The 14678-nt window shown below is 50.0% G+C and carries 10 protein-coding genes and 1 pseudogene; 3 read left to right on the forward strand and 8 right to left on the reverse strand.

Annotation, left to right across the window (positions count from 1 at the left end):
• The 4 genes and pseudogenes from guaA to purF all read right to left on the reverse strand — a co-directional run bounded on the left by guaA (window position 1) and on the right by purF (window position 7364).
• A pseudogene (guaA, locus tag FWE06_05885) lies at window positions 1-772 on the reverse strand (glutamine-hydrolyzing GMP synthase).
• A 108-nt stretch (window positions 773-880) separates the two neighbouring features.
• Window positions 881-4792, reverse strand: a complete 3912-nt coding sequence (gene carB, locus FWE06_05890; protein MCL2546710.1) for a carbamoyl-phosphate synthase large subunit — start codon at window positions 4790-4792, stop codon at window positions 881-883.
• The gene (locus tag FWE06_05895; protein ID MCL2546711.1) at window positions 4792-5838 is read right to left on the reverse strand and encodes a carbamoyl phosphate synthase small subunit; all 1047 of its coding nucleotides are present in this window, start codon (window positions 5836-5838) and stop codon (window positions 4792-4794) included. Before FWE06_05895 ends, carB begins: the two co-directional genes overlap by 1 nt.
• A gap of 149 nt (window positions 5839-5987) precedes the next feature.
• Window positions 5988-7364: an amidophosphoribosyltransferase gene (gene purF, locus FWE06_05900; protein ID MCL2546712.1), complete on the reverse strand. Its 1377-nt coding sequence runs from the start codon at window positions 7362-7364 to the stop codon at window positions 5988-5990.
• Between the two features lie 162 nt (window positions 7365-7526).
• Between purF and FWE06_05905 the strand changes: the two genes are divergently transcribed.
• Both FWE06_05905 and FWE06_05910 read left to right on the forward strand, forming a co-directional pair.
• Window positions 7527-8390, forward strand: a complete 864-nt coding sequence (locus tag FWE06_05905; GenBank protein MCL2546713.1) for an MBL fold metallo-hydrolase — start codon at window positions 7527-7529, stop codon at window positions 8388-8390.
• Entirely contained in the window at window positions 8387-9481 is a 1095-nt protein-coding gene (locus FWE06_05910) for a trimethylamine corrinoid protein 2 (GenBank protein ID MCL2546714.1), read from the forward strand. Before FWE06_05905 ends, FWE06_05910 begins: the two co-directional genes overlap by 4 nt.
• A 30-nt stretch (window positions 9482-9511) precedes the next feature.
• Here the strand turns inward: FWE06_05910 and FWE06_05915 are convergent, their stop codons facing one another.
• The 4 genes from FWE06_05915 to FWE06_05930 all read right to left on the reverse strand — a co-directional run bounded on the left by FWE06_05915 (window position 9512) and on the right by FWE06_05930 (window position 12808).
• The gene (locus FWE06_05915) at window positions 9512-10342 is read right to left on the reverse strand and encodes a hypothetical protein (protein MCL2546715.1); all 831 of its coding nucleotides are present in this window, start codon (window positions 10340-10342) and stop codon (window positions 9512-9514) included.
• A complete protein-coding gene (locus FWE06_05920; GenBank protein MCL2546716.1) occupies window positions 10336-11034 on the reverse strand; it encodes an ABC transporter ATP-binding protein in 699 nt (232 codons plus the stop codon). The genes FWE06_05915 and FWE06_05920 overlap by 7 nt, the downstream gene beginning before the upstream one ends.
• Complete coding sequence (locus FWE06_05925; GenBank protein ID MCL2546717.1) at window positions 11031-11399, reverse strand: GntR family transcriptional regulator; 369 nt, start codon at window positions 11397-11399, stop codon at window positions 11031-11033. Before FWE06_05925 ends, FWE06_05920 begins: the two co-directional genes overlap by 4 nt.
• A gap of 143 nt (window positions 11400-11542) precedes the next feature.
• A complete protein-coding gene (locus FWE06_05930) occupies window positions 11543-12808 on the reverse strand; it encodes a serpin family protein (protein ID MCL2546718.1) in 1266 nt (421 codons plus the stop codon).
• Window positions 12809-13308: 500 nt separating this feature from the next.
• Here FWE06_05930 and FWE06_05935 point away from each other — a divergent pair, with 500 nt between their 5' ends.
• Window positions 13309-14631: an alpha-glucosidase/alpha-galactosidase gene (locus tag FWE06_05935; GenBank protein MCL2546719.1), complete on the forward strand. Its 1323-nt coding sequence runs from the start codon at window positions 13309-13311 to the stop codon at window positions 14629-14631.
• Window positions 14632-14678: the final 47 nt, after the last annotated feature.

Below are 14678 nucleotides of genomic sequence, written 5' to 3' on the forward strand. Positions count from 1 at the left end.
AGGTCATAAAATCGTTGGTCGTTACGGCACGCACGGCGACGACATAGTTGTAAGTGCGCTTGCCGCCCTTGATGCCGACGGAAAGCGTGTCGGTCAGCAGCGCGAAATATTGGCCGGGGCGCTCGTCGAGCGCATCCAGCTCTTGCCGCACAATGGCATCGGCCTGCCGTACAGTTTCCAATTTGTCAAAGGTAATCTCGCCGACCACACGCAATGCCAGACCCGGGCCGGGCAAGGGTTGCCGCTCGGTTAAACTTGCCGGCAAACCAAGTTGCCGTCCCAGTTCGCGCACTTGGTCCTTGTACAGTTCACGCAACGGCTCGACAAGGCCGATAAAGCCTAAGTCTTGGGGCAGGCCACCGACATTGTGATGGCTTTTAATCACCGCGCCGTGTTCGCCGCCGGACTCCACGATATCAGGATAAATCGTGCCTTGTGCTAAGAATGGAATATCGCCCAGTTTCCGCGACTCTTCCTCAAACACGCGGATGAACTCCTCACCGATGCGTTTGCGTTTTTCCTCGGGTTCGCGGATGTCCGCGACTTTGGCAAGAAATCTGTCTTGTGCGTTGACGCGGATGAAAGTCAAATTGTCATTGGCAAAAGCCTGCTCGATTTGATCGCCTTCGTTGAGGCGCATAAAGCCGTGGTCAACAAAAATGCATGTCAGCTGCCCCGGCACAGCGCGCGACAGCAAGGTCGCGCACACCGACGAATCGACGCCGCCGGAGAGTGCAAGGAGCACTCTCCGGTCGCCGACTTGTTGCTGTATATCGGAAATCAGCTTGTTGATGTAATCGCTGTTGATAGTGATACGAGTCATAGTTCACAGCCTCCTCCGTTAGTTGCGTTTCAAAACATTCTTTTTCAAGGGCCTAATTTATAATTCGATAACGCCCTCAAAGACTTTTTGGCAATCTCCCGTAAGGTAGACTGTGTCGTCTGCGCAGCGCACGAGGAGGTTGCCGCCGGGGAGCTGAACCTTAACATCGACGTCTTTGTCACAATGCTCGGTGCGCACTGCCGCGACAACGGCGGCACCTGCACCCGAACCGCAAGATTGCGTTTCACCTGAGCCGCGCTCCCATACGCGCATTTTGAGGTGATTGCGCCCCAGTACCTCAACAAACACTGCGTTGATTCTGTCAGGGAATAGGGGGCTGTTTTCAATATTCGGGCCGATGCAGTTCAAGTTGAGCGATTCAACATCGTCGCTGAATATTACGGCATATGGATTGCCTAGCTTGAAGCAGATGAGGTTGTACGGCACATTATTTATTTCGATTGATGTTGGTGCGACGGTCTCAATCTCTTCCGGCGCGCCCATATCAACGCGCACGCTCGACGCTAAGCCGTTGCGCAGAGTGAGTTGCAACGTTTTGATGCCATCCAGTGTCTCGAGTGTTATCTTGCGCTTTTTGACAATGCCATTGTCGTACAGATATTTGCCCACACAGCGTGCCGCGTTGCCGCACATGCTGCCTTCACTGCCGTCGAGGTTGAACATTCGCATTTTGGCATCGGCGACATCTGAGCGCATCATCAGTACCACGCCGTCACCACCGATGCCGGTATGGCGGTCGGACAGGAAGACAGACAGCGACTCAGGTGAGTTGATGTCCATATCAAAGCTGTTGATGTAGATATAATCGTTGCGGCAGGTTTGCATTTTAGTAAACGGCAATTTCAGCCGCTCGGTGCGCATTTGGTTGATGTCAACCAGTTCGGTATTGATTTCGCTGTAACCGGACAGTAGGCTGTCCGCCAGCGCGTTGGCCGTGTCGATGCTGGTCAGGCAAGGAATGCCCAAAATACAAGCTCGGCGGCGAATTTTAATATCATCGCGTGCTGTGTCGCGGCGGTTTTGCGATGTTGAGATAATGTAGCTGATTTTTTTGCTCTCAATCAGCGTTTCGGTGTTGTTTTCGGCACATTCATGGATTTTCTTGACAGCTTCGACATGTACGCCCTTGCCGCGCAAGAACTTCGCCGTGCCTGCCGTGGCATATAGGTCAAAGCCGCACTTTGCCAGCTTTTTGGCAACGTCGGTAACTTCGGCGTAGTCGCTTTGGCGCACGGTAATTAATACGCCGCCGCTCTTTTTTAGTTCATATTTCGCGCCGGCAAGTCCTTTGTACAAGGCTTCTTCTAAGTTTTTGCCGATGCCCAACACTTCGCCTGTTGATTTCATCTCGGGGCCCAGGTGTGTGTCGACACCCGCCAGCTTTTCAAATGAGAAGACAGGAACCTTGACGGTGACATAGGGCGGGATGGGAGCAATGCCCGATGTATAACCATTGTCGCTCAACAGCTCGCCGGCACTGACTCTTGTCGCCAATTCGCACATTGGTACGCCCGTGACTTTGCTGATATACGGCACGGTGCGTGAGGCGCGGGGATTTACTTCAATGACGTAGATTTCACCGTCGTACAGCACATATTGGATGTTGACCAGGCCGCGTACGTCGAGTGCCGTACAAATTTTCTTGGTCAGCTCGAAGAGATCTTGCGCCAAGTCGTCGTCAACATTCAAGGCCGGATAGACTGAGATACTGTCACCCGAATGCACACCGGTGCGCTCGATATGCTCCATAATGCCGGGGATGAGGATGTCCTTGCCGTCACAGATGGCGTCAACTTCGATCTCGCGACCGCTGAGGTACTTGTCAATCAGTACGGGATTTTCCTGTTTTTGACGCAAGATAATTTCCATGTACTCTTTGACATCCTCGGGCGCGAAAGCAATAACCATATTCTGTCCGCCCAAAACATAAGAAGGGCGCAGCAGCACGGGATATCCCAGCTTTTCCGCAGCTGCGAGGGCTTCGGCTTCGGTCATGACGCCAAAGCCTTTTGGGCGTTTGACGTTGAGTTTTTCGAGCAGTTGATCAAAGCGTTCGCGATCCTCACAGATGTCAATGGAATCGGCAGATGTACCGATGATTTTGACACCGCGCTCGTGCAGCGTTTTGGTCAATTTAATGGCTGTACCGCCGCCGAACGCGACGATGACGCCCTCGGGCTGTTCTAAGTCGATAATGCGCATGACGTCGTCGATATACAGCGGCTCGAAGTATAGCCTGTCCGCCGTATCAAAGTCGGTTGAAACGGTTTCGGGGTTGTTGTTGATAACGATGACCTCGTAGCCCATTTTGCGCAGCGTCCACACGCAATGCACGCAGGCGTAGTCAAACTCAATGCCCTGGCCGATGCGAATTGGACCGCTGCCCAGTACGACGATACGGGGCTTTTTGCTCTTTTCGATAAAGGGCAATGCCTCGTTTTCTTCGCCCTCCCGAACCGAATAAAAATAGGGTGCCTGGGCTTCGTGTTCGCCTGCGCAAGTATCTACCATCTTGTATATAAGCTCGTTTTTCGGATCGTCCTCTGCCTTTATGATGTTGAGAAGGCAGTGCAAGAACCACGGGTCGATGGCGGTGACTTCATGCAGTTTTTCTACGCTGATGCCGCGTTTGAGGGCAGCGTATACTAAGAAAAGCCGTTCATCGGTTTTGGCACCGGCTTCTTTGAGGATTTCGTCGTCTGACATGGCTGCCAGTTTAGGCATGTTTAAGTCTTTCAGCCCAATTTCGGCACCGCGCACGGCCTTTAAGATGGCTTCTTCAAATGTGTCGGCCACCGCCATGACCTCGCCGGTGGCTTTCATCTGTGTGCCAAGCGTTTTTTGCGCATAGACGAATTTGTCGAACGGCCATTTGGGAAATTTGACGGCAACGTAGTCAAGCGCCGGTTCAGCAATGGCATATGTCGTACCTGTCATGGCGTTGGTGATTTCGTCGAGTGTATATCCGATGGCAACTTTGGTCGAAACCTTGGCAATAGGGTAGCCGGTTGCTTTACTCGCCAGTGCCGATGAACGCGATACACGTGGATTTACTTCGATAACGGCGTATTCAAAGCTGGTGGGATGCAGTGCCAACTGCACGTTACAGCCGCCCTCAACGCCAAGCGCCGTGACGATGTCAAGTGATGCACTACGCAGCATTTGCAATTCCTTGTCAGCCAATGTTACTGCCGGCGCGATGACAATGCTGTCGCCGGTATGTATGCCCACAGGATCGAAGTTTTCCATCGAGCAGACGGTGATGGCATTACCTGCACGGTCGCGCATACACTCGAATTCGATTTCCTTCCAGCCTTCGATCGACTTCTCGACCAAGATTTGCCCGATGGGTGACAACGCGATGCCGTTTGCCGCGATGGCTTTGAATTGCTCCTCATCCTTGGCGATGCCGCCACCTGAGCCGCCCAATGTAAATGCCGGACGGACAACAACGGGATAGCCAAGCTTTCGCGCAATGGCAACTGCCGCATCCAGCTCGGTGGCAACTTCCGACGGAATGCAGGGTTGCCCGATAGACTCCATTGTTTCTTTGAACAGCAATCTGTCTTCAGCCTTGTCGATGGTTTCGGGCAGGCTGCCCAATAAGCGAACATTGTACTTATCCAAGAAGCCGGAGCGCGCCAGTTTCATGCTGAGCGTCAAGCCGGTTTGTCCACCCAAGCCAGATAAAATGCCGTCTGGGCGTTCTTTTTTGATAATACGTTTGACTGTTTCGAGCGTCAGCGGCTCAATGTAAATTTTATCGGCAATATTGCTGTCGGTCATAATGGTGGCGGGGTTGGAGTTGGCAAGCACGATTTCGATGCCTTCGTCACGCAGGACACGACAGGCTTGTGTGCCGGCGTAGTCAAATTCGGCCGCTTGACCGATGACGATGGGGCCTGAGCCAATGACCAGAACTTTTTTGATACTTTTATCGAGTGGCATTATTTCTCCATCCTTTCTGCAAATACGTTGAACAAGAACTCGGTGTCGAGCGGGCCGCCGGTGCTGCCGGGGTAGAACTGTACTGAGAATGAGCTTCCGTAATCCAAGCCCTCGCAGCTGTCGTCGTTGACGTTGATGAACCAACTATCGTCAGCAATAACAGCATAGCCGTGATTTTGGCCGGTATTGTATACGCGCCCTGTTTTCAGGTCTTTGACCGGCTGGTTGCCGCCGCGATTGCCGAATTTCATCTTCTCGGTTTTGTAGCCTTTGACAATGGCAAGCAATTGATGTCCCAGCCCGATGCCAAAGATGGGGATGCCGCTGATATCGAGCTTGGCAATGGTATCGATAATAGGCTTGTTTTCAGGTGCGGCCGGGTTGCCTGGACCATTAGACAGCACAATGCCATCGGGGTTAGCCGCTAAGATGTCCTCGGCCGACGCATCGTGCGGGAATGACCACACCTCACAACCGTGAGCAATTAAGGCGTTGGCAATGCTGTTCTTGGCGCCGAGGTTGAGCATGACAACTTTGCGTCCCTCACCGCCGATTTTCTTGATGCCACGTGGTGAAACGGCTGCCACGGCATTGGATATGGTATAGGCTTTGGCTTCGGATTGGTCGGCAGCTGTTGGCGGCGTGGTAGTAATTTTGCCATTCATGACGCCGTTGTCGCGGATCAGCTTGGTCAGCTTGCGTGTATCGATGCCGCTGAGGCCAATAACACCGCGTTCTCTTAAAAAAATGTCAAGCTCGCCCTCACATCGGAAATTAGAGGGGTCTTGACACGGATGTTTAATAATATAGGCACGGGCGGCGATTTCAGGAGCTTCGAAGTCAGCGGGGATAACGCCGTAGTTGCCGATGAGCGGGAAAGTTTGAACAATCATTTGTCCGTGGTAGCTGGAGTCGGTTACGGTTTCCAAATAACCTGTCATGCCTGTGGTGAAGACGATTTCGCCGACAACATCGCCGGATGCGCCTATGGACTTGCCTTCAAAGATGGTGCCGTTTTCCAGAATGAGATACGCTTTGTTTGCCATTGTTTTCTTCCTCCTATATTCTTTCGTTTTCCTCCCAATTGCCCCTCTTGCGCAGAAGGGCTGCGTAGTGGTGGGGTGGTTAACCCTGCACAATCCTGCTGTTACTCCTTCTTTCCCCCTGTGATGATGGTTTGGTCTGCTTGGCAGCTCTATTGATGCCCCATAAAGCATGCGGTGCAAAACGACCGTGCGCTATTGCCGCACGCGCGAACCAACCCGTTCATACTTATATATCCTAAACTATCCGCACCAATTTGTCGACATATTTTGTCTAAATCCATTTTGTTGGCAATTAGGTTTTCTTGTGCGTCTAAATCAGTGCCGTAGCCGCAGACATACTTTAAGGGCGGTGAGGCAAAGCGCATATGTACTTCGGCGGCCCCGGCGGCTTTGAGGTTGCGGATAATTTTTGCAGTTGTTGTGCCGCGCACAAGCGAGTCGTCAACCAGTACAATGCGTTTGCCTTTGATGCTGGCGGCGAGTACGTTTAATTTTAAGCGGACGGCTGCGTCGCGCTGTGCCTGTGTGGGGTAGATAAAGCTGCGTCCGATGTAGCGGTTTCTGACAAGTGCCGAGCCGAGTGTGATGCCGCTTTTTTGGCTGTACCCGTAAGCTGCCTCTAATCCACTGTCCGGTACGCCGCAGACTAAGTCGGCTTCCACAGGATGCTCTTCGGCCAAAATTGCGCCGGCTTTGCGCCGCGCGTCATAGACACTTAATCCATCAATGATTGAGTCCGGTCGCGCGAAATAGACATACTCAAAGATACACAGTCCGCGGTTTGGCACTTTCTCGGTCAGCAACACACCTTTGCTATTGACTTCGCCATTTTCGACGACAATGACCTCGCCGGGTAAAATGTCGCGCACAAAGTTAAAACCGCAAGATTCCAACGCGCAGCTTTCTGAGGCGACCGCTACGCCGAGCTCACTTTCACCCAAGCAGAGCGGACGGAAGCCGTTGGCGTCGCGGATGGCAATCAGTCGGTTTTTTCCTGTGGCAATGACTAAAGAAAATGCGCCGCGCAGTTCTTTGGCCGCTGCGATGGACCCTTTGACGGTATTGCTGTTGTCGAGTGTATGGTGGACAATCAGCGAGCTGATGACCTCGCTGTCGCTGGTTGCCTTAAAGCGTACGCCGCTGTCGTACAGTTGCTTGCGAATTTCATCGGCGTTGGTAATGGCACCATTGTGCGCCGTAGCAATGCGCCCGGTGAAATATTCGGTGACAAAAGGACCTATATTTTCGGGGCGGCGGTTGCCGCTGGTGGAATAGCTTGTATGTCCGACGGCAACGCTGCCGTGCGGCAAATTCTCCAACACATCGCCGGAGAACACTTCGGTTACCAATCCGGCGGCTTTGTGGCAAAAAATGCGTTGATCCTTGACCACGGCGATGCCGGCACCTTCTTGCCCGCGATGCTGTAAGGCGACCAGCCCGTTATACGTCACGCCGACGGCTTCGTCAGAGCGCAAACTGACGCCGAATACGGCACATTCTTCGCTTAATTTGTCGTTGCGTATCATAAAAATCTCAATACCCCTTCGCATATTCTGCTCATTATTATAATCGAAATTTCTACAAAAAGTCAAGCGTATATTTTACTTGACAATCAGAAGATAATTCGTTATGTTGTAGGAGTGAACTGCATTCGACTGTACCATTAAAGCAGAGGTGAGGGAGCAACTATGCAAACATTTATCAACTGTATTGCCGACCATTCCAGCGAGGGGAAATTGCTTATCGGCAACACACAGACGGCTCTAATTGATTGTGGAATGATATTTTGTGCCGACGCTACCATTAAAAAAGTAAAAGACGCCCTTGACGGACGCTCTCTCGACTATATTTTATTTTCGCATACACACTATGATCACATTGGTGCACTGCCATTTTTTCGACAGGCGTTCCCGCAAGTCAAAGGCGTGACAACTGAAGTTGGCGCTACAGTTTTGCTTAAAGACACGCCGCGGCGCGTTATTAGAGAATTGTCACAAATTGCCGCGCAAAATCATGGTGTAATGGTGGGAGATTACAGCGATGACGCTTTTTGCGCCGATGTGATTGTCAAAGACGGCGACTGCATTGATTTAGGCGGCTTGACCGTGCAAATTATTGAAACGCCGGGACACACGCGGGATTCGTTGAGTTTTTTCGTGCCTGAGTTAGGTATTCTTTGTCTTAATGAAACAACCGGCGTATTGTTGCCCGACGGCAATGTATATGTTTGTTACTTGACGGGCTATCAAGATGCCATCAACGCTATCGAAAGATGCCGCAAGCTGCCATACAAGCATTTGTCGTTGCCGCACCGCGGCATTGTAGATGGCGCGGAGGCCGAAAATTATTTTGATAAGGCGTTGCAAGCGTACATGGACTGCCGTGCTTTTATTTTGGATATGTATGTGCAGGGCTTGGATGAGGAAGCCATGTTGGATGGGTTCTTTTTGAAATATGCTGACGAAATGTTGTTGCAGTTTCAACCTAAGGCGGCGTTTTATGCAAATGCAAAGGCAACGATTGCTTGTACGTTGAAGGAGGCAAACCCATGATTAATAAGTCAAACCTATCCGAGACGCAAGCCATGTTTGAGCAATGGTGGCGGCGCGAAAATGCGCAGCGCCCGATGATGCAAGTGCGCGCTTGGCTGGCCGAGCCGACAGCGAAGTTCAATGTTCCGGAAAATTACACTGCCGAGCAGCACCACAGCGACATTGACATCATCATGCCGCGCTTTCTCAACGAGATTCATAGCATGGAATTTCGTTGTGAAGCCGTACCCAACCTCAACATCAACTTCGGTCCCGGTTCGCTTGCTGCTTATATGGGTAGTGAGCCGCGCTTTGAGTACGACACAGTGTGGTATACAGAGTGTATAAAATGTGTCGAAAATTACCAGAACTTACAATTCGATCCAGAAAACTACTGGTTCAAACGTCATTTCGCGCTTGCCGCTGAGGCAAAACGCCGCAGCAACGACCAATTTTACGTCTGTATGCCCGACATTGTTGAAAATATTGACATCATCGCCGCCATGCGCGGGCCGGAAGATATGTGCTTTGACTTGTTCGATTCGCCCGAACATGTCAAGCGGCTGATTGACAGTGCCGACGACATTTATTTTGAGTATTTCGACCGCTTCCGCGATCTGCTGAAAATCGGTGACAGCATGATGTATACGGCGTTTGACGTGCTTGGCGAGGGCAAAGTTGCCAAGGTACAATGTGACTTCGCGGCGTTGATTTCGCCTGAGCATTTCTGCGAGTTCATTGTGCCGTCGCTGACAAAACAATGCAATCAGCTTGACCACTCGATTTTTCATTTAGACGGCAAGGAGTGCATTCGCCATTTGGACGCCATCATGGGCATCGAATCGTTGCAAGCTCTGCAATGGACGCCCAATCCGGGCATGCCCGACGGCGGCAACGAATACTGGCATGAACAAGTCTACGATAAGGCCAAAGAAGCGGGGAAGGCCATGCATGTCTTTATTCGCGACGGCGGCTTTGATGACTGGGTCAAGACGGCTGACAAGTTTGTCAGGCGTTATGGCTGCAAGGGCACCTATTTGCTTTTTCCGCCAATGTCGATGGCGGAGGCAATGAAACTGGAAGAAATCGCGTTGGAAAAATGGCACGCATAAAAAAACGGGCGGAATTTTCCGCCCGTCTTTCTAATCCAAATTCACTTTTCGTTTAACCAACCAATGGTTCAGCACAAACAACCCTACGGCAAAGACCGCTGTTATAATGGTCAAATTCAAATCAATATATGCGGTCATGCGGCCATCGATTGTGGAAAATCCTTCAACATCGCAACAAATGGTATAATACGCGTCACTCCAACGATAAATGCCCCAGTCACCGTTAAATTGTCCGATAAACCGTCCGTCAAGCAAACGCCCTAAGCCGGTGAAGGTCAAGCTTTGCACAATGACAATGCTGACAATGGCAATGCCCGCACCAATCCAGCGCGGCAATTTTCGCATCGCTACAAAACCGGCTGAAATGGCTGTGTATACGGCTTGTAAGACATTGAGCAGTATTAAGTTAAGCATTAGCACAAGGGAGGCCCACTCCAACCAATCGATGTTTGACAGTACGTAATCCACTTGTTGTGCATCTAGATACAAACGCATGATGATGATGGAAACAATCACCGCAAGGCCGATGAGATTTACCCACATGAGAGCCGTCAAGGTTTTAGACAGTAGTATATTGAATGGTTTGACCGGCAAAGTCATGGTCAGATAGCCTTGGTGGCCGAATAGCCCTTGATGGTATGAGCGGATAATCAAAACAACCGTTGCAATGGCAATGCCAAAAGGCAAAAATTGCACAAACAGCAGGGTGAGTCCGCCAATGAGCCCGCCGCGGTGTAAAAATGAATCTCCATTCGCCATCAGAGTGCCCATTGTTACGCCGTAGAATAATGTCACAATTGCGCAGAGTATATATACTTTGTAGCCATATAGTAAATCGTATTTCAATAATTTCCTCAGCATCTGAACACCTCCCGAAACAGTTCATCGAGTGACTTATTTTCTTTCTCACGCACAGCATCAACGCTATCATGCAACACAATGGCACCCTCTTTAAGGAAAATAACTTCATCGAAAACGCTCTCAACGTCGCTGACCAAGTGTGTGGATAAGAGGATGGAACTGCCTTCGTTGAAGTTGGTCAAAATCGTGTTGAGAATCACCTCACGTGCCGCCGGGTCCACGCCGGCAATCGGTTCATCAAGGATATAAAGTCGTGCACGGCGCGACATGACGAGCGTTAGGTGCAGTTTTTCGCGCATACCTTTGGAGAGTTGACGGACGCGCTTTTTGTCGTCGACATTGAGCGTTCGCAACATATTAAATGCTCGTACTTTGTCAAAGTCTTTATAAAAGTCGGCGTACATATCAACCGCTTGTGAAACTTTCATCCAGCCCGGCAGAATTTCGCGGTCGGGCAGATATGATACAATGGATTTACTTTCCATGCCGGGCTTATGTTCGCAAATGGTTAGTTCGCCATCGTAGTCGAGCAGCAGGCCGTTGATAATTTTAATCAGTGTCGTCTTGCCGCTGCCGTTTGGACCGAGCAAGCCGACAATTTTGCCTTCGGCAATGTCTAGGTTGATGCTGCGCAAGGCATGTGTTTGGCCATAATTTTTAGAAATGTGTTTGGCTGATAAAATATTACTCATTCTTCTTCCTCCCAATGTTGTTCAATATGCGCGATGGCGTTTTCTTTCGTAATGCCGAGGTCGCGAAATTTTGCCATGCTTTCGCGCAAAATTTGTGCTTGCAGTTGTTCGCGCAGTGTGTTGATAACGGATTCATCTTGTGTAACAAATCGACCGCTGGTGCGCTCGGTGTAGAGCAGCCCCTCGTCTTCAAGCAGTGTCAATGTGCGCTGCAATGTGTTGGGGTTGACGCCGTATTGCAATGCCATTTCGCGCACGGGCGTGATACGTCCGCCGGGCGGCGGCTTGCCGTTTAGAATGTCATGCCGCAATGCCTCGGCGATTTGTTCGAAAATAGGGCGGGCATTGTCGAAATGCAACTTCAAAAGCCTTACCTCCTTGTGTTATTGTGCTAGCCAACTAATACAATAACACAAGGAGGTAAGATTGTCAAGCTTTTTTTAGAAAAAAATTTAATTTTTTGGCAGCAAAAAGGGCAGGCATGAAAACCCGCCCCTACAACACAATTTCAATCTACCTGCATCACTGTACCAATAAATATCGGCAAATGCGTGGCATTGTCGATAATTGCAAACACAAATGGTCTGTCGAGAGTGACATATTCGCCGACAGGCATACTTTCTTCCTGTATCTCAACCGCCGTGGCAGCCGCGGCCCGCGTGCCGGCTTCATCGACCTCAATAAAGGTTTTGTGCAATACATTTCCGATGTAGATATTTCCGATAGGGGATGTGCCGATGCCGCTAAAATCGGCCGAGCCTGCATTAAAGGCATCGTTCATGCCGAGTGCTTGTAAGGACTCATTCATGTTTATTTCGTACTCAAAAGTAAATCGCGGCATTTGAACAAAAACATCGGTCTGCCGAGCACTGTTCATTAACGCCATAAATTCTTGCCCGGTGAGCGAATCAACAAAATCGTCAATATCGCCGTTAGGCAGCATTGCTGCAAAACTGAACTGCCCGCCGGCATAGGGCTTGATAAAGCCGGTCGCACGGTGGTTGGAAATAAATGTACTTTCGGTCGAGCGCATCATGTCAATATTCTGTACTGTGCCGCCGTGGGCATTAAACTGCCCCGAAAATACTGCGTCAAATGCGTCTTCCCAATCGGCCTCAAAGGCGATGGCGTTGATGAGGTACATAATGGTGTTGGCGGAGATTTCGTCGACAATACTGTCAATCATACCGTGCGTTTTGGCGTACACCCATGCGTTGATAACATCGGCGGCGGCAGGATTGAATGGCAATTGATAAGCTGCGGCGTTAAAATAATGGGCGTTGGTGTGCAAAAAGTTGTCTAACACATCAATGCGTCCGGCAGCAAACCAAATTGAGTTGGCGATATGCAAATCATCATTGGTCAGTCGTTCGTCTAATATACGCAGGTGTAAATTCAAATGGCTGATAGGCATGCCATTGCCCAGTACTTGCTCCATTTGATCGAGGGTGTCGCCCTGTGCGCCATTTGTTGTCATGGCGAGAGCCAGCAGTACCGACAGCGGTGAAATCAATGTGTTTTCGTTGCTCTCCGATAGCGAAAGTCGAAACAAGTCCAAAGCAAAATTGGCTGAGTTTTCGATAAATGCGTCGTCAAGCACATCAATATCAAGTGCACCATCTGATATGTCGTTTGATATTGTTTCCATTAAATTAACGACATCGGCTCTGCCGGCAAGCGGGTCAGCCGGGATAACATCGCTGCCGGTGCAGCCAAACAGACTGAGTAGCAAAGCTAACGCAGCAATCATGGCGAATGTTCTTTTGGTATTCATGTGAATCACGCTCCCTTCAATTATAATACAATCGAGCTGAGTAAAGTATCGGGTTGCCATCTCATTATATAACACCGGGAGATATCTTGTAAAGTTGCAGGCAAGCAGACATAAATTTTGCTTGAAATTTTTAGGCGGGTATGGTAGAGTATGTCGTGTAAGTAGAGAAGAGTTGAGCGGTTCGGCGTAAACTCCTTGTGAAAGGAGGTGACGCCAGTGTGGAAATGAGTATTACGGTACATAATAGCAGTTATTATAGCTTTGCTATTCGCCATAATTTCTTCGCCAAACGCAAAATAACCGCTCCCTCGGCAAAGGTAGAGCGGTTGTTTTGCATAAATAACTAATTTAGCTAGTGACCGAGCCGCTTAGCGGTGTCACGCACTGCGGCGAAAATGCAATTTCCGCCTTGGCGCTTCCCAGTGCGGCAGCCTCTATTTGCATTATAAACAGAAAAAGACCCATTGTCAAGTCTTTTTCGCAACATAGGAGGAACACTCATGAAAAAATTTGCCTTTATCGGCGGCGGTAGCTTTGGTTTTACCCGCACGCTGGTACGCGACCTACTGACCTTTCCGGCGTTTCGTGACGCCGAAATTGCGCTCATGGACATCGATTCTGAGCGGCTCGACTACATCAAGCAAGCCTGCGAGCAAATTGTAGAAAAGGGCGGTTATCCCGCCAAAGTCACGGCAACAACGGATCGCGTGGAAGCCCTCAAAGGTGCCGACGGTGTGCTTTGCACCATTCTGTCAGGCGATGTTGACGTCTGGCGGTATGACATTGAAATTCCTAAGAAGTACGGCGTGGATATCAACGTCGGTGATACGCGCGGTCCGGCGGGTATTTTCCGTATGTTGCGTACCATGCCGGTGATGCTCGACATTTGTAAAGACATCGAAGAGCATTGCCCCAACGCCGTTTTTCTTAACTACACCAACCCCATGGCTATGCTGTGCAGCGGTATGCAAAAGAAGTTCCCGAACCTCAAAATCACAGGACTTTGCCACAGTGTACAAGGTACGGTTGGTATGCTGTCGGTATTTATGGGCGTTGACGTTGAGGATATCACATATACCTGTGCAGGCATTAACCATCAGGCGTTTTACACTGAGTTTAAGTATAAAGGCGAAGATGCCTATCCGATGCTGCGTGAAGCATTGAAAGACCCAAAATGGTACAATCACGAAATTGTACGTAATAATATGTTTTTAAACTTAGGGTATTACATTACCGAAAGCAGCGGTCACAACTCCGAATATGTGGCGTGGTACCGCAAGCGCGACGATTTGATTGAAAAATACTGTCATCAAGACGACGGTTGGAATCCGGGTACATATGCCTTTATTCTCAACGAGTATTTGGCACGTAAAGACACGTGGCGTGACGCGATTAAGAACGACCTCAATGACAGCAATTTTAACCTGACGCGCGGTAACGAATACGCGGCATTTATCTTTAATGCCATGTTTGGCGACTGTAAGCCTTTTGTGTTTAACGGTAATGTCCCTAATAACGGCTCGATTCCGAACTTGCCCGAGTCGTGCTGCGTAGAAATCCCTGTACTGGCACGCAAAGGCGCACTTGAACCGTTGCAAGTTGGGCCTTTACCCGACCATTTGGCATTGATGCTAAACACCCCGGCTCGCAGCGAAGAATTGGCCGTCGATGGATATTTTACCGGCGATAAAGATAAAGTTTTCCATTCCATTGCGTTTGACCCATTGACGAGTGCTGTGCTGTCGCTGGACGAAATCCGTGAAATGGTGGATGAGATGTTTGAGGCGAATCGGGACTTCTTGGCGGGGCAGTTTAAGTATTAAGAATGTGGGCGCGCTTTGCGCGCCCCTGTGACTTTTTGGAAGGAAAT

The organism is Oscillospiraceae bacterium (assembly GCA_009780275.1).
Taxonomy (GTDB): domain Bacteria; phylum Bacillota; class Clostridia; order Oscillospirales; family UBA929; genus WRAI01.